Here is a 22,101-nt window from a genome sequence, read left to right as displayed (position 1 = left end):
GAGGCACGATGAAAAAATGGACGATGCTCCCTCTGGCCTTGGGTGCCATTTTCCTTTCGGCCGGGTCTGCCCTGGCCCTGGATATGGAGTATTACACCTACGGTGGTTTCAATCCCATCGTTCAGGCCTTCATCCGCATTGCCCTGATCTTCAGTGATGCCAGTTATCAGGGCCTCATCTTTGTGATGACGGTCATCGGCATCATGGCCGGGGCAGCGGCCTGGATCGCCAGGGCTACCACCGGGGCCCGGATCATCCCGCTCACCTGGACCGTGCCGGTGGTGTTTGGGGCCATCGTCTATCTGGCTGTCTTCGTCCCCAAAGGCAACATTACTGTCTATGACCCGGTTCTCAACCGCTTCCAGACAGTGGGTGGAATCCCGGATGCCATCGTCTTCACCGCCGGCACCCTCAACCTGATCGAACGCGGGTTAGTCGACATCATCGATACCTCGGCGGCTCCGGATGCTGCCTATACCCAAACGGCAGGAGGTATCGGCTTCAAGACCCTGGAGTCGGTCAAGGGTTCCTCGCCCAAGGACAACTATGCCCGCACCTCCATGATCCGTTACGTCAAGGACTGCGTCACCTTCGAGCTGATGCGGCCGGGCACCACCCTGTCCCTGGATGACCTGCGCAACACCAGCACTGATTTTCTGGTCAATCTCGCCCAGACGGTCAACCCTTCGGTCTATACCGTCTATTACGATGCCGCGAGTCCGGCCGGGACCGCCATGAGCTGCACCCAGGCCTGGACCAACCTGCAGCCGATCTACGCCACCGCTGCCAACTACAGCGAGTCGATCCGCAAGGTCTGCAGCAAATCCTACTACGATCCAAGCAGCGCCACCGAGCTGGCCACCTGCCGCAATCAGATCACCAACACCCTCAACTTTACCACCGGTACAGCGGTGACACCGGAGCGGATCATCCAGCAGCGACAGATTGCCGAGATCCTCTATAACTTCTATTTCCAGGATGATGTCGAGACCTCCATGCTGATGGAGAGCGACCGCAAGATAACCACTTCCGGTTTGGGTATCGGCCTGACCATGAACGAGTGGATACCGATCATCCGGGCGGTGATGACCGCCATTGCCATCGGCGTGATCCCGTTTCTGGTCCTCTTTCTTCCCACCCCGATTGTCGGCAAGGCAGCCTCGGTGATGCTGGGCTTTTTTGTCTTCCTCTCCACCTGGGGCGTAACTGATGCGGTGATCCACGGGGCGGCCATGGATTATGCCGTCCGCAACTTCGAGGAAGTCCGGCAATCAAACCTCGGTGTCTATGCTATGGCGGCCCTGCCTTCGGTCTCTACCAAGATGCTGGCTATGTTTGGCGTCATTCGTTCCGCCGGGATCATGTTGGCCAGTCTGTTTTCGATGATGTTGATCCGCTTCGGTGGCCATGCCCTGGCCATGCTGGCCGGCAATCTGAGTGGCCTTGTTCAAGGAGCTGGCAGTCATGCCGGTGCCTTGCTCACTCCGGATGGTCTTTCGTCTGCCATGCGTCAGCAAACCAAGGCCGCCGGCCTGTTGGACGGGATGGCTGAACATCGCTTTGCCAACCTGGCTGCCGCTGAATCCTGGGGTCTGCACAAATCGGTGGGCGGGCATACCGCTGCCATGAACGCCCGCAGGAGTTTGCAACAGTCGGGACAAATTCCGCCGATGCCATCTCAGGGGGACTTTGCCACCATGATGGCCTCGGCCAACCAGAGTGTCGGCACCGCCTCCGGACCGGTCTCTATCTCCACCGGCCCTGACGGAGCCGCGACCCGGATGCGGTCTGAATCGGTCAACCCGGACGGCTCTTCCAGTGTCGTCACCCTTGGTCCAGGTGAAACCGGCATCCAGGAGGATATACTTGCCACCGGAAAGGCCTCTTACGTGGTTGATAGTGATGGAGCCAGAACTACCACCCATGCCTCGGTTCATGGCCTTGATCCGATCAAGGTTGGCGCCATGGCGGTGCAGCAGAAGGTGTCCGGTGCCGCCAAAACTCTGGGCAGTGACAGCAACTGGGGGATGCTCTGGCAACAGGTGCAGAGGGATAGTCTTTCTGGTGGAACCAACCAGAGTTATTCTGACTCCCTCAATAATGCGCTCAGCAACAGTTGGAAACGGGCCTTTAATGATCAGTCGAGTTTTATGCACTCTCTGGATGAAATTCAAAGAACTCAACTGCAAGGCATGTTGGGCGCAGGAGGAAAAATCGTTGGTGCCAGCTTGGGTGCGAATGGCCAATTGTCAGTAGTAGGAGGTGATGGAGAACGGGTGAGCTTTCAAGTTTCCGAAGATACTGCCAAAGCCTTCGCCAGGGACGAGGCTAGAGTACGCTCTGAAGCGGTCGCCCAGACATTCAGCGATGGTCGTGGATTGGATTACCTGGCGAATGTGGCCAAGCGCATTGGTGCCACAGAGGCCTACTCCATCATTGACGAGGCCCGGTCAATCAGCAGATCGCAGGAGTCTTACGGTGCAGATTTGACCACGGCTCTGGTGAGGAATTATGCCCGAGATCGGTACGGCGAAGAAACTCCGGAGACGATCCGCAAAACCATCAGCGATTTCAACAGTTATGTCACCCAGCACGGCGCAGCCGGTGTCAATAACATGAACGCTATCGTCAGTGGTTTTGTCAGCGGGCACGGGTACGGCTGGGGGAGTACACAATCAGAGGTGCAAGGAGCCATCCACAACGCTCGGAATCGTATCCTTGACCAAGGTCTGATTAAGGGTTTTGTCGATCAGACGGCCAGATTGGCTCGCTCCAACACCGCTAGCATTAACGAGGGAAGCATCCAATCCCCCGAGAATCACCTCCCGTTACAAGAACCGAATGGGACGAGAACTATAACCGACGCGGATAATCTGCGGAGTGTCAATCGGCGTGAGGAATCAGGACAAGGTCGAATTCGCACCGATGCAAAAGGGATGGCCACAGAGGGGATCGGCAAGGTGTTCAAAGGGGTGGTGGATAGTCAGGGGAATAGGCCGACCACAGAGGGATACTTTCAGGAACCGACAGAGATTCGATTGGCTCCGGGTGAAAGAAAACCCGGAGCTGTGGTTGAAATTCACAAAAGGAAATAGGCTTATAAGGAATGGGGAGTATGCCAGAAAAATTTATTTGTCATCCCAGTGGTAAATGTTTCCCTGGTACATGCGCCAACTGGGACAAAATTCAGGTTCTTCCTTGATTGGCGATAATGCTTCCTCGTCGTTGCAAGGCTGCCAAGACTCCACGATTTTTGACATCAACCCGCTTGCGGAAAAAGGTCGCACCGGCACCGACTCATCCATCAATCGGCCACAGGACCGGCACATCGCGCTGTCTTCAGATTCATACCCGCAGTGGGGGCAAATGGTGGTCCACTTGGTCTCGTCAGCCATGATTGTTCTCCGGTGTGCTGGTTTGCTGGAGGATCAGTACCGGTTCGTGTGCAAGAAAATACCTTTAAAATTAACACTTATCATGTTTCTGAAAAAAGTCAAACCATCAGGAAGAGCCTTACAAGTGACAGATACGAGGATTAAGGTGGATCCAAAAGAACGAAAGCCCTTTGCATTGTTTCCGCTCTTGGCCGTTTTTTTAATCTACTTCGCGTCGAGCTGCACTCTACCGATCACCGCCGGGGCAACAGTTGCTGCCTATATGGACGTTCAAGGGAACGTCCATTATATGCGGAGCAAGAGCAGCCAAACGAACAAGAAGATCGCAATCAACCGACCGATTGCACGATCAACGAGTGATATATCCTCTCAAACAATCAACGCATTCATCCACGCAGCCGCCACCGAACACGGTGTCGATCCCTTGCTGATCAAGGCCATCATCAAAGCCGAATCGAATTTTGACCCTGCCGCTGTTTCGCCCAAGGGCGCTCAGGGGTTGATGCAACTCATGCCGGCGACCGCAAAAGACCTTCAGGTTACCGACCCCGTTGATCCTCAAGACAACATTGCTGGCGGCACAAAATACCTGCGTTCCCTGCTCGATAGTTATGGATGGGATGTAGAACTCAGCCTCGCGGCCTACAACGCCGGGCCTGGCAAGGTCAAGGGACGCATGCCGAATATCGTTGAAACCAAGACCTATGTATCCAAGGTACTTGAAGAATATCAGTCTTTCAAAAGGATGCGGTAATGCAACTCATTCAAATGATCGCAAAGTGAATTGCCAAATAACAGGCAGGAATCAAGAAGATAATCAGTATTCCCAAGCAGCCTCCTCTCCCCGTTCGCTGGGCATTTTCTTTCCGCATTTCCTCAAAAAGAATGCAGTCCAACGCTGGATCGTCATCAAAAAGACCATTATATTCATCGTCGTCATTGCACATTGCGAATCTAATTTGTTTTTAACTGTTAGAAGTATGGATATTTTTACAGACGCCTGTGCTTCCCGTCTACTCAGAATGACCTGCATCCCGATAGAATGCAGCCATGCTTTGGGTTGCATTTCGCATCTCCTCAACCAGAGAAGAAGGGGCGAGCACTCGCGCTGCATCCCCCCACGACAATACCCATCGTTTCAACTCCAGAAGATGATTGACCGTCATCGTCAAGAGAAGTGATCCATCCTCATGCTCCTCAAGATTCTGTGTCGGATGCCACTGGCGTTCGCGCACATATGTGGCTGCTTCTTTTGCAAACAGAATACGCACCTCGAACTCCTTATCGCTCCAATGAACGCCAAAGTGACTGCCGGAGAGTTTTTTGAAATCGAATCGTTCCGGCAAACGAAAACGCTCCTTGCATTGCTTTAACTTCTGGATTCGAGAAAGACTGAAGGTTCTTATCTCTTTTCGCAGATGGCAGAATCCAACCACATACCAGTCACCTTCGAAGCGAACCCCATGATACGGATCAATCTGCCGCCAGACCGTCGTGCCTCCAGGGGTGCGATATTCGATTTCTAATCGGGTCAAAGTTCGCAGACAGTCGAAGACGGTTGGTAAAACCTCCGGTAGAATAACTGTAGAAAAAGGGGGGATCACGGTGAAGCGAGATTGATCAGCAGGCTTGATGACCACCTTGTCCGGCAGTGAATCCTCGATCTTTCTGAACATTGATCTCAAACTGTCATAAATTGGCGTTCCTTCATACTGCTCCAGCAATTTTTCGGTCAGGTAGATGGCAAAGAGATCGCTCTCTCTGATGTTCATTGCCGGGAGTTGGTATTGTTCTTCGGTGTAATAAAATCCCCGCTCCTTGGCTGAATACTCCAAAGGTGCATTCAGTTCGCAACGCATGTAATCCAAATCCCGGTGGATGGTTCTGGAGCTTGTTTCCCACTCTTCGGCCAGTGACGAACAATTTGGATATCGTTTTTCCCGAATTTTCCTGTCGATGAACAACAGACGTGCATGCTGTGGTTTGTATTTTGCCATGGTGTTTTTTTTTATTGGTTAGACGCTATTTGTCATACCAACCATGGTATCGTAAGGCCTGACAAAGCACCAAAGACAATTTTCACCGGACGACGATATGTAAAAAATTAGAGCGACGTACCCGTAGCGCTCGACCGGTCCGGGGCTATGTGACAACTAACTTACCTGATTTCTAGTAAATTCCTATGCCTCAACGAGGAGAGTGAGATGAAAATAATTTTCGATTCCGCCTTTGACGCTCGGACATGGCCGATCTGGCCCTATACGGAACGAGGTAGAGTAGGGGAAATCCGGCTTGGGTGCTTGGGCATGCTTAGCTATCTGGAGGGTATGCTCGGCTTGCGTGGCCCTGCTGTGCATGAGGTGATACGGATTTCCTCTCTCATTCCTTTTTTGAAAAGAGAGGATAACAAGTTTTGGTCATCGTCCTTTTCCGCCGATCCCTTCGGAGTTGCCCGCAACATTCTCCACCTGCATGATTTCCTTGTTTTTCATGGCTGGCAAGGGCAAGCTCTGACACTACGACTGGCGGATCTTGCCAGCATCTCAACTCATATTCGCCCTGGCATTGCGCAGCGATTGCTGGCCATTTGCGCAAAAGTTGCTGATTTCAAAGCCGAATTTCCTGAAATTGTGCTGTTGGAGGAGATTGACGTCTTGCCTCCCCTCTGGCAGGACCTTTTCCGTGTGCTGCAAAAGCAGGGGGCGGTTATTCATTGCAGGCCGGTGCAAAACGCTGGTAACTCCGAGTGTGATCTTGGCAACGCGCGGAAAGAGAAGTTTGCCCCTTGCGGAGACGGTACATTGCAGCTGGTACGACCAGATGGCATGTTACGAGCAGCGGAGGAAGTTGCTGCGTGGTTGAATGCCCTACAAGAAAAAAAGGGCTTGGCCGATGTCGTCATCATAGGTGGCGATGCCATACTGGATAATGCATTGCATCGTTTTGGTCTTCCAGTCACAGGTGCAGAACCGGAAGAAGGCTCATCCCTGCTTCAGCTGCTGCCGCTGGTCCTCGACATGGGACATAATCCTCCGGATCCTGAACGAGTTATGGATCTGCTCACTCTCCCCGTCTCACCGGTTCCCAAAGGTATTGGCCGTAGATTGCGCGAGGCTCTTTCACGATGGCCCGCCATTGGCAGTGATCTGTGGAATGCAGAGCTCAAAGAGGGACTGCAAGCACTTGATGATGCCGAAAAACGCAGCCGTGTTGCTGATCGGCTGGAGCTGTTATTCTCGCAGGTTACAAGCCTTCACTTCACAGCAGATGAGATTGTACAGCGTGTCGACATGCTGCGGACATGGCTGCGTGGTCGGTTCAAGGATGATCCGGTCGCTCTGCCTACGATCAACCAATGTTCTCTCTTCAGGGAGATGGTTTTATCGTTACAGGAAGAGACCGTTGAAGGGCCATTGTTACAGAAATTGCTGGATGGTGCCACTTCAGAGCAGCGTGGCGTTCCAGCTATACCGGCTCAGGCAGGGCTGGCCGCCGTTCCCTATCCCGAGGCCGTTGCCGGAAGAGCAGGAACAGTGGTGTGGTGGAATTTCACCCGCGACAGTGTGTCTGCCATCAATCTGCCCCTGTTCTCCAGGGAAGAAATGGATCTGCTCACAGAAGCAGGCGTTCATCTGCCTGATTCCGCACTCCTTGCGAACAGCAGGGCTGAACGCTGGCGGCGTCCTCTTCTGTGTGCCGAATCGAGACTGCTGCTGATCTGTCCGGAGCAGAACCACCTAGGGGCGGAACTCTATCCTCATCCACTTTGGGACGAACTGTTGGCCGCATCCGGGAAAGAGACGGAAAATCTGGCCTGCAAGCGGATAAAAAGTGATTTTGCCCCTACTCTTACCACACCACCACCGTTGCAGGTGCCTTGCCCGCAACCGGTGTGGCACGTAGCCCCTGAAACTGTGACACCGCGTGAAGTTGAGTCGCCTTCGAGTTTAGAAAACTTTCTTGGCTGCCCACTGAAATGGAGCCTGCAGTATTGTGGTGGTATCCGGGGAGATCACAAGACCTCTCTGCCGGACCTTGTCCCTGTTCTTGGTAGTCTTGCCCATACCCTGCTTGAAGAGGTACTGGCATCAGAGACTCTGCCGACGCCAGAAGAAGGTGAACAAATGGCGGCGGATCTGTTCGCGAAAAAAGCTCCGAGAATGGTCGCTGTACTCTTCCAGGAGGGCATGGAGGTGGAACGGGAGCGAATTCGCCGAACGGTGATGCTCGCAACCAAGGCCCTGCTGGAGCATCTCCATAAGGCAGGAGTCCAAAAGATCTCCCTGGAACAAAAACTCAGCGCTGTTTTTTCTTCACAACGTCTGGAAGGCTTTGCCGACCTTGTCATAGACAGTCCCTTTACGGTAGTTGATATGAAACGGAGTTGGGCAAAGTTTTATAAAAAGAAAATGGAATCGGGTACGGCCCTGCAGATTGTCCTTTATGGTTTTCTGCTCAAGGAGCTGCGAGGGAGATATCCACAACTTGCCTATTATACCCTGGAGGACCAGGCCCTACTGACGACTGATCTCCGCAGTTTTCCTCTGGGGGAAGAGGCTATTGTTCCTGAAACGGAAGAAATATTTCAGATATTCGAGGAAACTTTCATTTCTACCTGGAAGGTTGTGAAATCCGGCGTGCTGTTATGCCCTGGCAATAATGGTGAAGATATTGAGAGCAGGGTTGAGGAGGGTAAGCTCATTCTTGAGCCGCCCTGCAGATTTTGTGAGTATGAGGTTCTTTGCGGTAGGAGGTTTCAACAATGCGCATAGAAATTATATCCGCCAGTGCCGGAAGCGGTAAGACGTATAAATTGTCTGAATTATTGCTTAACGCTGTAAAAGAGGACAACGTCCGTCCGGATGCTATTTTGGCAACGACGTTCACCATCAAGGCGGCTGCCGAATTGCAGGAGAGGGTACGCACACGTCTGCTCAGCGGCAAGCTCACCACACAGGCACAACAATTGTCGGCGGCACGCATCGGGACGGTGAATTCGGTGTGTGGCGGATTATTGCAAGACTTTGCCTTTTATTTGGGAATATCTCCCGAGCAACGCGTATTGGAGGAAAACGCCGTTGCCGGTGTCATCGCAAAGGCCATGGCCGGGGAGATCGACACCAAGCTCAGTGGCGAGATGTATCAGCTTGAGCGACGTTTCAAAGGTCTTGATATCCGCAAAGAAGTGAGTGCCATTATTGGTAAAGCGCGCGCCAATGGTCTCTCCGGGGAGGATCTTTTTGCCTGCGGTAGGCGTTCAGTCGAAGAATATCAAAGGCTCTTTGGTGAAACACACCCCAATGGAGCCCAGCTTGATCAGCAGTTACGGGACGCAATTCGTGAATTCCTGCGCGATGTCGATATCGAATCCGATACGACGAAAACTACTAAGGAAGCCAGGAATACAGTGCAACAGCTGCAGAGGTGTATGCAGCAGCAAGTATATTTACCCTGGAACGAATGGCATCGTTTGGCAACGTTGAAGACAGGCAAGAAATCCCAGGAAGTCGCCGATCCCCTCAATGCAGCAGCGGCGGTCCATGACAATCATCCCCGCCTGAAAGAAGATGCCCAGCGGCTGATAACGCTTACCTTTGATATTGCTGCAAGGGCTCTCACGGCCTATCAGGAGTATAAACGTAGATGGGGTTTTATTGATTTTACCGATCAGGAAGCCCTGGCTTTAAAGCTGCTGCAGATGCAAGAGCCTGCGGAAATTTTGAGCGAGCGACTCGACCTAGTGCTGGTTGATGAATTCCAGGATACCAGTCCTATCCAACTGGCCATATTTCTAAAGCTTGCCGCGCTTGCCAAGCGTTCTGTCTGGGTTGGTGACCAGAAACAGGCAATCTATGGTTTTCGTGATGCCGATCCCTCGTTAATGGATGCGGCCATTGAGACAATCCTTTCCGGCGAGGAGCCAGAGACTCTTTCCCTGTCCTGGCGCAGTCGGCCCGAGTTGGTGCGCTCTACCTCCGATGTCTTTGCGTCTGCCTTCGCACACCAAGAATTTCCGGAACAGCGGGTGCGTCTTGAACCGGCCCCTGAGGTGGAAAAGCAAATACCTGGAGGGCTGGGTCCGGCCTATGAGTGCTGGAACTTGGAGAGCAAAAATCAGTCGGATGATGCCTTGGCGTTGGCAGGGGCGATGAAAGCCTTCCTCGCCGATGAGAACGTACGTGTGCGTGATGCCAAAACGGGAATGAGTAGACGGGTCAGGGGCGGCGATATTGCAATCCTCTGCAGGGTAAACGACGTTTGCGTTGCTGTTGCCGAGGCATTGGAAAAGCAGGGTATAAGCGCGGCAGTGCCACGCCCTGGGTTACTGGCCTGTCCCGAAGTGATACTTGTCCTTGCCGTCATGCGGCTTCTGATCGATCCCACGGATTCACTTGCCCGTGCAGAGGTAGCAAGACTGCTTGATAATCCTGGCGATTACAATCGCTGGCTACAAAAGGCACTCTCGGCCAGGTATGCGCAGGCCTTTGATCTCGCAATTTTTGACGAGGTGGAACAGATCGGGTTCTCGCTGCAGGCCGCAGGGGTGCTGCAGGTAGTCGATAAGGCAATGCAGGTTGCCGATGTGCGCACGCACTGTTGTTCCTGGGGAAATACAGAAGAACGACTTGCCAACCTGGATAGCCTGCGCTCTCTGTGCGCGCAGTACATTGAGAGCTGTAATGTCGCAAGCAGGGGGATAAGCCCTGCCGGACTGCTTGCACATCTTGAAGGACTCGATGCGGACACCAAAGCGGTTGTGCAGGATGAGGATACTGTGCAGATTCTGACCTGGCACGGGGCAAAGGGGCTCGAATGGCCGGTGACCGTCTTGTTTCAACTCGAAAAGGTTTACAATCCTCTGCCGTTGGGCGTTACGGTGGTGAGTGATACAGAATTCACCTTGGATGATCCTCTGGCAAACCGGAGGCTGCGTTTTTGGCCCAATCCTTATGGGAATTTCAAAATAGGGGCACCGTTTCATGATCGATTGATGAGAGACGATGCAACCCTTATTCATCGGGAAAAGGAGCAACGTCAAGAATTACGCCTCCTCTATGTCGGTTGGACCAGAGCACGGGATATTCTGGTGCTGGTAGGAAGACCGGGTTTTCTGCAAAAGGGAATCCTTCGCCTGCTGATTGATGATGGAGATGCGCCACTTCTTGCCACGCCCAAGGATGGTGCTGCTCTGTGGGCTGGAAAAGAGGTGGCAGTTACGGGAAGGATCGGGACTCCGCTGCCGCCCCTCGAACAGGCTGTCGTGCCTGGTTCCGGGTATAGGGCAGAAGAAGGCAGGGAATATCCTCCGGCTTATCAGGCTGCCTCTTCAGTTGTTGCCCAAGGGAATATTATAGCGGAAGAACGGTTGGGTGAACGACTTACTCTGCAGGGAAAACCGGACATGCAAATGTTGGGGGAAGCAATGCACACCTTTCTCGGTGCCAATCATCGTCAATATGCGCAGGAGAAGCGCCTGCAGATAGCAGGAGAGACTCTCGAGCGCTGGGGCGTGAAAGGGAACCTGAGTCCAGAGGTTCTGCTGCAGGCGGGTGAACGGCTAGATAATTTCATCCAGAAGCAATGGCCGCAAGCTGTCTGCCACAGGGAAATCCCAGTAACATACCGAACCGATGTCGGCACAATTATCTCGGGTTTTATCGATCTACTCCTTGAAACGGAGGAAGGATACATCATCATCGATCACAAGAGCTTTCCCGGCAGTATTGCCGATGCAAAAGAAAAGGCGGAAGGCTTTGCCGGTCAGTTGGTGATGTATCGTGATGCGTTGTTTCATGCCGGTAGGAAGAAGGTGTTGGCGACATATATCCATCTGCCCGTGGTTGGCCTGATGGTAGAGGTCAAAGGTATATAGAAATACTCTCGGAGAAGTGTTGATATTCTGCCATGGTTTTTTTTATTGGTCAGACGCTATTTGTCATACCAACCATGGTATCGTATGGCCATAGAAACTGCCGAAGACAATTTTACCGGGAGACGATATGAAAAAAAATTACAGCGACATAACCGTGGTGCTCGATCGTTCCGGCTCCATGGAACCACTTACCAATGAAGTTATCGGCGCATTCAACACCTTTGTCGATGAACAGAAACAGGTCGAAGGGGATGCTACCTTCACCCTCATCCAGTTCGATGACCGCTATGAGGTCAACTGCAATGCAATCGATATCCAGGAGGCGAGACATCTAGACGAGACCACCTATGTGCCCCGGGGCATGACAGCTTTATTTGATGCCGTCGGCAAGGCTATCACCTCCACCGGCATACGTTTGAGCGACATGGACGAGTCAGGTCGACCAGAAAAAGTGATCTTTCTGATTCAAACCGATGGTGAGGAAAACGCATCCAAAGAATTTACCCTCAACCGGATCAAATCCATGATCAAGGAACAACAGGAAGTCTATTCCTGGGAGGTTGTTTTTCTCGGTGCGAATATCGATGTGGTAAGTGTGGCTGCCGATATCGGGATCAGGCAGGACAGGGCCATGAAGTATGCCAATAATGCTGAGGGAGTTAGGGAAGCACTCTGCTCCCTGTCTTCCAATCTTGCATCCTTCAGGCGCGGTGAAAAAGTGGACATGGCCTATGAGGAGGAAGATTTCGATGCACAAAAGAAGGCTGGAGTTTGAAAAAAAACCACTCAACACCGCCGGAGACGACCATGAAACGGCTAATACCACACTGCTACTACGTTTCTCCTGGCCAATTCCTTGCGGAAAAGTACTCGCGTAATCTCGACGAACAATATTCGCTCATTAAACTCAACTCCCTGATGCAGGCCGGCGTGTCGCTTTTCATGACCTGACTGAGGAAGAGGACGGATTGATTCCATACAAGGAAATGATTGTTGGGGCGCGATATCTCCGATATCCCATCCGTGATGTTTCGGTTCCCATATCCTCCGAACTGATGCTGAAAATCCTGGACGCCATCGATCAGCACATAAACGAGAGCAAGTTTTTGTATGTCCATTGCTGGAGAGGGATTGGTCGAACGGGAACCGTAGTCTGATGCTGGTTGGCACGACACGGTCAAGAGGGGCAGGCTGCCTATGATCGGCTTCAGGAGCTCTGTCGGCATAATACCAAATCAGCCTACCTGCAATCACCGGAAACCTTGGAACAGAAGCAGTATATCTTGGATTGGAGGGAATGATGATTTCCTTGGAACAACGCTATCAAGGATGCCAGCTGGGGTTGGCCGTCGGTGATGCTGTGGGGACAACGGTGGAGTTCAAGCCCCCTGGCACTTTCCCTTTGGTCGAGGATATGGTCGACGGCGGGCCGTTTGGGCTCAACCCTGGGGAGTGGACCGATGACACCTCCATGGCGCTCTGTCTGGCAGGCAGTTTGATTACCTGTAAGGGCTTCGATGCCCGCGACCAGATGGAGCTGTATGTCCGCTGGTGGAAGGAAGGGTGTCTGAGCAGTAACGGCAAAAGTTTTGATATTGGCGGGACTGTCTCAAAAGCCCTGCACCGCTATCAGCAGACGGGTAACCCGTTCTGCGGTTCCACTGATCCCCATTCTGCCGGCAATGGCAGCTTAATGCGGATTGCACCGGTTGCCCTGTTCTTCGCATTTGACCCGGAAAGAGCGATCCTCCTGAGCGGGGAGAGTTCCAGGACCGCGCACGGAGCCCGTTCCTTCCTGGATGACTGCCTCTACTTGTCAGCGGGACTGCTTGTCGGCGCTGTTCTGGGTACCTGCAAGGAAGAACTGCTTGTCCTCCCGCTATGCACCGGTGCCCGGTCTTTAGGGGTGCTAACTCTTTGCCGGGAAATAGACGAGATTGCATGCGGCTCATTCAAGCAAAAGCCCCCCCCCTGCAATTGTCGGCAGCGGTTATGTGCTCCAGTTGCTGGAAGCGGCTTTGTAGGCCTTCCACCGATCGTCATCCTTAAAGGAAGGTTGTCTACTTAGGGTCAATCTGGGCAACGACGCCGATACCACGGCTGCCATTTACGGCCAGATTTCTGTAACCACCAATCACGCGTCCATTGAAGCCGATAAGTTCGTCCCGGATTTTTCTCCAAACGCAAGCACAGCACCCAGGTTAAAAGCATGGACACCTCTGCACCCAAACCACGATATCTGACCAAGCCCCCTCATGGCTCCTTGTTGTTTTGTGTGGATTTGATATATAAAAAAGCTCCTTTCCGCACAAGATGACGAAAAAGGCTGTGGACAGATGAAATATCATCCCATTAGTCCAATAAGGTAAGAAAGCCATATGTTTGAGGAAGAAATGGTACAACCTATGAAACGTGAGGACATGATTCAACCATTGAAGCCTATCGCACCGTTCATTGCGCAGGTGACAGGGGTTTGAATTCTCGCAGTAGTTCCCCTGGAGTGATTTGTGCATCACCTGGAATGCTCTTAGGCTACTCAGGTGGTTAGTGGCCTCCGAACCAATGGGTTAATAAGACGGACGAAGAGTTTGAAGCGTTATTGAGAAATTTCTTGCTCGATGAAACATGGGAGGTGATGCTATGGGAAGATTTGAGCAGCGAAGAAATTGAGCAGTGGCTTGAAGACGTAAACAACACGGAGCGCAGAGCCTAGGGAAAGGCAACAGGCTAACGAATAAGGTTAGATTGTGGCTTTCTGCGCTCTGACAATCTAACCTTATTCGTTGGACGAGCCCGATGGTCATATATAAAAAAGAGCTTTTTGGCGCTGAGGTAGTTGGATCAGTCGGCTGGGTGGCAGGAGTGAGGAAGAGCCCCCTGTAATAATCCTTGCGATGGTTGACGGCGTTTTTTGGGCGTAGGTGCCCTGTTTTCCGGTGCAATCCGGCTTTTGTCCTCAGTAATGCCAATAGCCACGGTCTTGAAATTCGCATTGATGTGCCGCGTCTAACCGCCTGTGGGCTTTGGCAATAGGGGCGGCGGCGCAGGGAGTGCGGATCATTTTCAATCGTGGAGATCAGATTGCCCTCCCGATACGAGGGGCTTTTGTAGCGATAGCCAACCATATCAAAGTCATGATACAAGGTAATTGTAGACATACCTCATCCCCCTCACCTCCTTTCTTAAAGAATGGTATCTAAAAAAAGGGCATCTCCACATTCTCATATAGAAAGTGTGCTTTTAAAGAAATATCCATATAATAATTGAATATTTTGGTTGCACAGTATGATCAACGAACTTTCTCCTGATGAATATTTACAGATGGTGGCATGTATTGCTGATGGAAAAAAGATGCCTGATGCAATTTATATGCATAAATCGATATATTTAAATCAAAATGAAAAATTAATTAAATTTATTAATTTTAAAATTAAATTGTTGTCGGATGACAAATTATTATGGAATATTATTAAAATATTCAAATATGAATTTAAAATTTCACTTTTGCATTATCCTGATTTTTTTTCTATGGCATACCCTGAATTGCATACCAGTTTTGTATATAATTTTTTAAAAAATACTCTGCGTTCTTTTAATTATAAAAAATCTTCCAACCCTCCTATCTTGCACCGTAAAGAAATGTTTCTTTCAAAGGATCACCCATTAGTTCCTTTATTTAAAGAACTTACACGAGAAGGTGAACAAGCTGGCTTATACGATAATTCTAAATTTATTGGTTTCAAGAAAAATTGGAGTAATATTATTGCCGAAAGAGGTTATAAGCTGGAAGATGGGCACATCGTAGTTGCAAAGTGATATGAGCATAAAAATAGAACGTCATCGAACTGCGATTGATCGTTACAGTTTGTCTGCACCAATGCAGAGCCTGTATCGTCATGATTATATTTCAGATAACATTACTATCCTTGATTATGGTTGCGGAAAAGGTGACGATGTTCGTATTTTACAACAATACAATATCAATGCGTTAGGATGGGATCCTGTCTATTTCCCCAATCAAGAGATTGTTGTCAGTGATATCGTTAATCTTGGTTTTGTTATCAACGTTATAGAAGACCAAGGAGAACGAAAAAAAACATTATTTAACGCCTACAATTACGCAAAAAAGCTGCTTGTAGTGGCTGTTATGCTGGGTGGCGAAAGCATAATCAATCGTTTTCAACCATTAAATGACGGTGTAGTAACTGCAAGGAATACATTTCAAAAATACTATACCCAGCCTGAAATTCGTAAATACATAGAAGATGTGTTGAGGGAAGATGCGATAGCCATTGGCCCTGGTATTTTTTATATTTTTAAAGATAAAATTGAAGAACAAAATTTCCTTATATCCCGCGAAAAAAGTAAAAAAAATTGGCAACGATTGTCGTATACCTGCGACTCGAAACGGTTAGAAATAAGACAGCATGTTTTTTATGAACAACATAAAGAATTACTCGATCTTTTTTGGACTAAATGTCTCGACCTTGGGAGGGTTCCGTCTCAAGAAGAATTTTCCCAATCTGAACAGTTACGTTCTTCTGTCGGATCTCATGAAAAAGCAATTCGTCTCCTAATCGCCATCCATGGAGATGCCATATATGTAACCGCTGCTGAATCTAAGAAAAATGATTTGTCAGTCTATTTCGCCCTAGGGCTTTTTGAAAGGCGAAAGCCTTATCTCCACATGCCAGATGGGCTAAAAAGAGACATCAAAACTTTTTGGGGGAAGTACGGCAAGGCTTTAGATCAAGCGAGGGAGCTCCTATTTTCAGCGGGGAAAGCTGAGCTGATTAGAAAAGCCTGTATTCTGGCAAATCAAGATTTGCAATGCGGCCAGTTGGTACCTGACCATTCTTTCATTGTGCACGGTGCGCTCCTTGAATACCTGCCTGCCGTTTTGCGGGTCTACATTGGCTGTGCCAGTCGATTATACGGAGATGTAAGCGAGATTGACCTGATAAAAATCCATTTTAATTCGGGCAAGGTAACTTTTTTACGCTACGATGATTTCTGGAATAAACCGCTGCCTCTATTAGAGCAACGGGTAAAGGTAAAGTTACGTGAACAGGTTATAGATTTTTTTAATTACGGGGATGAATTTCCGCCGCAGCCGCTTTATTTGAAGTCAATATTGTTGAAAGACGATATGCCAAATTATTCCAAACAAAAAGCATTTGATAAAAGGTTGATGTCGTTTGAATGGTTAAATTTCAATGGTTTTGGACCGTCGAAAACGGAATTTGACGCCCTGTTGAATCAAAATAATATGCAAATTAAGGGTTTTAAATTTTATAAAATACAATAGTCCGAGTAATAGAGGGCGATATGCGCAATGATACCCCCATGTCTCAAGCAAGTACCTCTACTTTCAGGATCTCGCTTTGCCATATTACCTCTTTAAAATTATATAATATTATTAATGGTATTGATGAATCATGATGGAGTTGACTGAATGGATTGAGACTATTTTTTTTGCCCGCCATGAGACTTTCCCGCCACGTTATGGCTGGCTAAAAAAAGGTTATGATGCTGTCGTAGAACATGGCTCCGATGTTTTTGACTCAGCTAACGCAATTGAGTATCTCGGGGTAGGGAAGAATATGGTGCGAGCGGTTCGATTTTGGGCCATGGCTTATAAAATTCTTGAACCTGTAGGTGATAAAAAAACACTTCGGATCGGCGGTCAAATGCAAGTCACAGACTTGGGTAACCAGCTTTTTAACGATCAGACAGGCTGGGATCCGTATTTAGAGGATATAGGTAGCCTTTGGCTTCTCCATTGGCAGCTTTGTATGCCGCCCATCTTGGCTACAGCATGGCCACTTGTCCTGAACCTGTCGCTGTCTGGTAAATTTACTTCCAAGGATCTTGCCACGGCAGTGACTGAACGTATGAGTCAGCATTATAAATCAAAAAACGTTGCGCTTGCCTCAATAGAAAAAGACGCATCTTGTTTTATCCGCATGTATGGCTCGTCAAAATCACAAAATTCTGACGAAATAGAATGTCCATTTACCCAGCTCGGCCTTTTGTCTTCCGACGGTGATAGGCAGGCTTTTTCTTTTAACATTGATGAAAAAAACACCTTGCCTAATCAAATTTTTCTTGCCGCATGCTTCCAATATGCTGCCCACACTCAGCCCACTTTAAGAACCTTATCCCTCCACAAGCTGGTCTATGGTTTCAATAGCCCTGGGGTACTGTTCCGAATTTCTGAGACAGGCGCTGGACGGCGTCTCGATGAAGGGGTGATGACAATCCCAGGAGTTGCTTTTATTGAATCTTATGGGAATAGACAGCTGCAATTTGAACAGGAACCTGATCGCATAGCTCAACAACTCCTAAGCCAATATTACACACAAAACAACTGATCAATACTCTCATATGTTTTTATCCGATATTGTAGTCCCCGATTCCATCATTGCCCGCTCTGTCAACATTGAGAGAGACTTGGGAAATGTCTCAACTCTTAATCAGTACATTCTGACGGATAAAGGGCTGGAAATTATAAAAAGATTCATAGGCGCTTTAAAAGGCGAGAAGGTTTCTTCCTGGTCGCTGACCGGGCCTTACGGAATGGGAAAATCTTCTTTTGTGAATTTCTTTATCGCGTTATGTGGGGCAAAAACATCAAGACATGGCCAGATTGCCAGAGAGCTTCTGCGGGCGTCATCAGAAAACGTCTATAAAGATTTTACAAGAAGTTTCCCTAGTGAATTGACGAAAACCCATAAGGGGTTTTTTCGAATTATTGCAACTTCTTCATTTGAGCCTGTCAATCGTACCATTGCTCAAGCATTACTCAACTCCTTGCATCGAGAATTTCGGGATATGGCGCCTTCCAACTCCTTAAGGCAGCTTATATCCCAAGTCGAAGTTTTCAAGGACGGAGATGCTAAGGACACCCCTACGCTCGCTCGCTATATCAAGGAAGCTGGTTCCTTGTACGGGGCACCAGTTGTGGTGGTGCTTGATGAGTTTGGGAAAAACCTGGAGTACATGGCCCAGCATAACGGCTTGGGTGATGTCTACATCCTGCAGACTTTAGCTGAAAGTCCGAACATATACTTGTGGGTATGCTTGCATCAAGCTTTTGAGGAATATTCATCCGAATTTTCAGGAAAACAGTTGCAGGAATGGGGCAAGATCCAAGGACGGTTTGAAGACATCTCATTCGTCGAGCCTCAGCAACAGATGATTCGCTTTATTGCATACACCCTGAAAAAAGCAAATAAGGTCTCTCCATTTGCTGAAAAATTACAAGCATGGACCAATTTTTACTCTGAACAATTTTCTGCCCTATCATTGCCGGGACCTCTTACTTTAAACAGAAAAACCATTGAAGACTGCTACCCCTTACACCCACTAGTAGTTTATGTGCTGCCTGAGTTGTGCGCCAGATTCGCCCAAAATGATCGCACTCTGTTTGCTTTTCTCTGTGGGGGAGATCCTTGCGCTTTACCCTATTTTTTACACCACAACGATATTCAGCACGACTCTGAAAGTCTGACAACTTTTGGCCTTGCGACGCTGTATGATTATTTTCTCTCAGTCACCAGCACCCCCTCCCTCAACCGCCCAGAAGCAAAAAGATGGTTTGAGGTCAACTCCATCATAGAAGAAACCCGCCACCTGCCAGCTAATGAACAAGAGTTGATTAAAAATATCGGCTTGTTGAATCTGCTTGCAAAACCTACAGGGTTGCGTGCTTCTCAGGATATTACAAAATTTGCCCTTTCTTTTCCGGGTCATCAAAACATACGTGCTGCCGCAGATCATGATGGCCTTTTGGACAAATTAATTAATAAAGGCTTGCTTATATATCGCGAATACGCCGACGAATACCGTTTGTGGGAAGGAACGGACATCGACATCGCTTCGACTTTAGAAGAATATAGAGAAAGGTCATCGGTACTTGTGCTTGAGGATATGTTGAAAAAAACAGCCCCGTTGCACCCTCTTATAGCTTCACGCCATTCATACCGGACTGGCACGTTGCGATATTTTGAAAGACATTGGTCTTCCTGTGCAAATCTAGAATACCTAGTCACCAACATTTCAAAAGAAGCGGATGGCCTGGTTGTATATTGTTTTGATGGAACATCTGAAGAAATCCAATTTGTAGAGGCAACGCCTGATGGACGACCTGTGCTCATTGCCCATGCCTCATGCGAAAAACAACTACGGGAAGCTGTAATTGAGGCTACTGCCACTAATAATATGCTAGCGGAGTCTCCCGAGTTGGCCAGAGATGGCGTAGCTCGTAAAGAGGCTAGATACCGAGCAGGGGTTGCCGAGAAACGGCTGAAGCAATTGTTAGAAACGCTCTTTGCCCCAGGCGCTCCTGTTGCCTGGTATGCCTTTGGCAAGAAGCATACGATAACCACTCATCGGCAACTCTCAGGCTTACTCTCAATCTTATGTGATCAAGTTTTTAAGGCTTGCCCGCTTATCCGGAACGAACTTATTAATCGTGACAAATTGTCGTCAGCCACTGCAATGGCACGGCGTGAACTTATTGACGCGATGGTAACACAGAGCACGGTTCCTCTCTTGAACATGCAGGGCACGGGACCCGAGGTCGCAATCTACCGCACCATGCTCCTTGCCGAAGGGCTCCATAAAGAAGACAATGGTGACACCTGGAAATTCACAGCACCGTGCCAGACATCAACTTTTCATGCTGTTTGGGAAAAAATAGATGATGGGTTAAAGCAGGCCGAGAAAAAGAGGGTGCCTCTCAGCTATATTATACAAACCTTGCAGCAGCCACCCTTTGGACTGAAGTATGGTCCTGTCCCTGTCATATTATGCCTCTATCTTTTGGTCAATTCCGAAGAAGTAGCTTTATACCGGGAAAATACATTTCTTCCTTACTTGTCTCCTGAGGAGATGGAGCTTCTCGTAAAAAGACCGGATCTTTTCTCTGTAAAAAGATTCGCGACTTCCGGAACTCTCCATGAAATTTTCAGGCTTTACCAGCAACTTCTCAATGCCAATGTGGAATTGGGAACTGATAGGATTCGCAATGCGAGCATGGTGAGCGTAGTCGGCCCCTTGATTCAGTTTGCAAACAACTTGTCGGGCTATGTTTTGCAGACAAAAACTGTCAGTAACAGGGCCAGAAACATTCTTCGTGTTTTGTTAAATTCAAAAGATCCCATAGAATTGCTTTTTCGTGAATTACCCAAGGCTCTTTCCTTTGAACCATTCGTTAGCGAGGGGCAATGCAACTCCCAAGTGCAAGAGCTTGAGTTCCAAAAGGCTCTTCGTGAAACTTTACTTGAACTAACAAGAGCGGACAAACTTCTTCATGAGGAAATTGCCAAAGTCATGCAAAGTGTTTTTGGCCGGGAGGTTCCTTTGTCATCTCTGCAAGAAGATCTCGGAGAACGTTCGGCGTTGCTTGTTGAAAGATGTGCGGACAAAGATCTGAAACCTTTTTTAATCGTTCTTGGTAAACAGGCTCCAAGTCCTTCAGAGTGGGTTGTCACAGTAGCAACCGTAGTTAATCAGCGTCCTGTTAACTCTTGGCGAGACAACGATCTTCAGATTTTTGCCACCCGCCTCCATGATCTTGTCGATCGCTTCCACTCCTTTGAATCGCTTGTTGCTGCTGAACTCGACTTGCCCACGAAAAAGAAAAATGAAGAAATTCGTTATGTATCAATGATGAATTCAGCGGGTAGCAGTCAAAGAAAAATTCTGCGGGTAAAAAAGAAAACTCTTGGCGGGATGCAATCTATAGCCAGGCGATTAAGGGAATCGCTTTCGCCAGATGATTTAGAGGCCCTCTTACTACTCCTCGGCGATTCGGTGTTGCAAGGGGAAATAAGCGCGAAATGAACGATGTTTAGGTTTTTTGAAAACGAGCTCTTTTAGGCTGAAATTTAATCAGAAATAGTTACCAGTCTCTGGATTGAAAAAAAGGCATTAGGAAAGCTTTCAAAAAATTTTAATTCTTTATTGACAGGACACCTTTAGATATGCCGATCATTAAGGCTGACTGAAATGAAATAAGTACAGTGGAAGGGAAATATGAAGAAAAGCGATGAACGGCGGCATGTACTATCCTTGTCGGGTGGCAAGGATAGCGCAGCCTTGGCTGTCTATTTACATGATAAGATACCTAACTTGGAATATGTATTCATGGATACCGGTTATGAGTTGCCGGAAACCTATGATTTTTTGCAGCGCATGCGCGCAATGTTGGGGATTGAGATCAAAGTCCTGAAGCCAAAAAGAGATTTTGAAACATGGCTTGAGCTCAAAGGAGGCTATTTACCATCACCTTTTAAAAGATGGTGTACAGATGTACTCAAAATTTCTCCTTATGAGCTATATATAGGGAATGATAAAATATTTAGTTACATCGGCATAAGAGCAGATGAAGATAGAGAAGGATATCTTTCATCTAAAGATAATATCATTCCAAGATATCCTTTTATAGAAGATGGACTCGTGTATGCAGATATTGAAAACTTGCTAGAGAGTAGCGGATTAGGATTTCCTGAATATTACAAATGGAGAAGCCGATCCGGTTGTTTTTTCTGTTTTTTTCAACAAAAAATAGAATGGGTCAATTTGCACAATGAGCATCCTGACCTTTTTAAAAAAGCCATGGAATATGAAAAGGTAGGAAAAGATCAGAAACGCTTTACATGGAGCCAAGAAGAAAGCTTGAGCGAATTGATAGAACGTAAAGAACAAATTATAGAATCATTTAAAGATAAAGTCCCTGTTAAACTCAATGGACCTAATGGAAGAAAGCTTGTTGATATTTTAGGAGGATGTACCCAAAGGGCTTGTATAGTTTGTGATTTATAATTG

At 48.5% G+C, this 22,101-nt stretch carries 14 protein-coding genes; 13 read left to right on the top strand and 1 reads right to left on the bottom strand.

Annotation, left to right across the window (positions count from 1 at the left end):
• The first annotated feature begins 8 nt into the window (after positions 1-8).
• Both ACHZCX_RS14480 and ACHZCX_RS14475 read left to right on the top strand, forming a co-directional pair.
• Complete coding sequence (locus ACHZCX_RS14480; RefSeq protein WP_319587922.1) at positions 9-3,095, top strand: conjugal transfer protein TraG N-terminal domain-containing protein; 3,087 nt, start codon at positions 9-11, stop codon at positions 3,093-3,095.
• A 103-nt stretch (positions 3,096-3,198) separates the two neighbouring features.
• Positions 3,199-4,149, top strand: coding sequence for a lytic transglycosylase domain-containing protein (locus ACHZCX_RS14475; RefSeq protein WP_394708795.1), 951 nt, complete (start codon positions 3,199-3,201; stop codon positions 4,147-4,149).
• Positions 4,150-4,408: 259 nt separating this feature from the next.
• Here ACHZCX_RS14475 and ACHZCX_RS14470 read toward each other — a convergent pair whose 3' ends face one another.
• On the bottom strand, positions 4,409-5,392 hold the full coding sequence (locus ACHZCX_RS14470) for a WYL domain-containing protein (protein ID WP_319587920.1): 984 nt from the start codon (positions 5,390-5,392) through the stop codon (positions 4,409-4,411).
• A gap of 207 nt (positions 5,393-5,599) precedes the next feature.
• On the opposite strand from ACHZCX_RS14470, the gene ACHZCX_RS14465 reads away from it, so the two are divergent.
• From ACHZCX_RS14465 to ACHZCX_RS14415, 11 genes are all read left to right on the top strand, one after another.
• On the top strand, positions 5,600-8,167 hold the full coding sequence (locus tag ACHZCX_RS14465) for a PD-(D/E)XK nuclease family protein (protein ID WP_319587919.1): 2,568 nt from the start codon (positions 5,600-5,602) through the stop codon (positions 8,165-8,167).
• A complete protein-coding gene (locus ACHZCX_RS14460) occupies positions 8,158-11,268 on the top strand; it encodes a UvrD-helicase domain-containing protein (protein WP_319587918.1) in 3,111 nt (1,036 codons plus the stop codon). The genes ACHZCX_RS14465 and ACHZCX_RS14460 overlap by 10 nt, the downstream gene beginning before the upstream one ends.
• A 127-nt stretch (positions 11,269-11,395) precedes the next feature.
• Positions 11,396-12,043: a vWA domain-containing protein gene (locus ACHZCX_RS14455; protein ID WP_319587917.1), complete on the top strand. Its 648-nt coding sequence runs from the start codon at positions 11,396-11,398 to the stop codon at positions 12,041-12,043.
• A 32-nt stretch (positions 12,044-12,075) separates the two neighbouring features.
• Complete coding sequence (locus ACHZCX_RS14450) at positions 12,076-12,219, top strand: hypothetical protein (RefSeq protein WP_319587916.1); 144 nt, start codon at positions 12,076-12,078, stop codon at positions 12,217-12,219.
• 35 nt (positions 12,220-12,254) lie between these two features.
• A complete protein-coding gene (locus tag ACHZCX_RS14445) occupies positions 12,255-12,425 on the top strand; it encodes a protein-tyrosine phosphatase family protein (RefSeq protein WP_394708837.1) in 171 nt (56 codons plus the stop codon).
• Between the two features lie 140 nt (positions 12,426-12,565).
• Positions 12,566-13,336 (top strand): ADP-ribosylglycohydrolase family protein, encoded by a 771-nt coding sequence (locus ACHZCX_RS14440; protein ID WP_319587915.1) that lies wholly within the window; start codon positions 12,566-12,568, stop codon positions 13,334-13,336.
• Between the two features lie 1,217 nt (positions 13,337-14,553).
• Positions 14,554-15,084: a hypothetical protein gene (locus tag ACHZCX_RS14435; RefSeq protein ID WP_319587914.1), complete on the top strand. Its 531-nt coding sequence runs from the start codon at positions 14,554-14,556 to the stop codon at positions 15,082-15,084.
• 1 nt (position 15,085) lies between these two features.
• On the top strand, positions 15,086-16,576 hold the full coding sequence (locus tag ACHZCX_RS14430; protein WP_319587913.1) for a DNA phosphorothioation-associated putative methyltransferase: 1,491 nt from the start codon (positions 15,086-15,088) through the stop codon (positions 16,574-16,576).
• A gap of 130 nt (positions 16,577-16,706) precedes the next feature.
• Entirely contained in the window at positions 16,707-17,642 is a 936-nt protein-coding gene (locus ACHZCX_RS14425) for a DUF4007 family protein (RefSeq protein ID WP_319587912.1), read from the top strand.
• Positions 17,643-17,655: 13 nt separating this feature from the next.
• Positions 17,656-21,117, top strand: coding sequence for a hypothetical protein (locus tag ACHZCX_RS14420; protein WP_394708794.1), 3,462 nt, complete (start codon positions 17,656-17,658; stop codon positions 21,115-21,117).
• A 192-nt stretch (positions 21,118-21,309) separates the two neighbouring features.
• On the top strand, positions 21,310-22,098 hold the full coding sequence (locus ACHZCX_RS14415; RefSeq protein WP_319587910.1) for a phosphoadenosine phosphosulfate reductase family protein: 789 nt from the start codon (positions 21,310-21,312) through the stop codon (positions 22,096-22,098).
• Positions 22,099-22,101: the final 3 nt, after the last annotated feature.

The sequence above is a fragment of the uncultured Desulfobulbus sp. genome (assembly GCF_963662935.2).
Taxonomy (GTDB): Bacteria; Desulfobacterota; Desulfobulbia; order Desulfobulbales; family Desulfobulbaceae; genus Desulfobulbus.
Note: the sequence above shows the minus strand (reverse complement) of the source record. Positions and strands in the feature narration are given on the sequence as shown.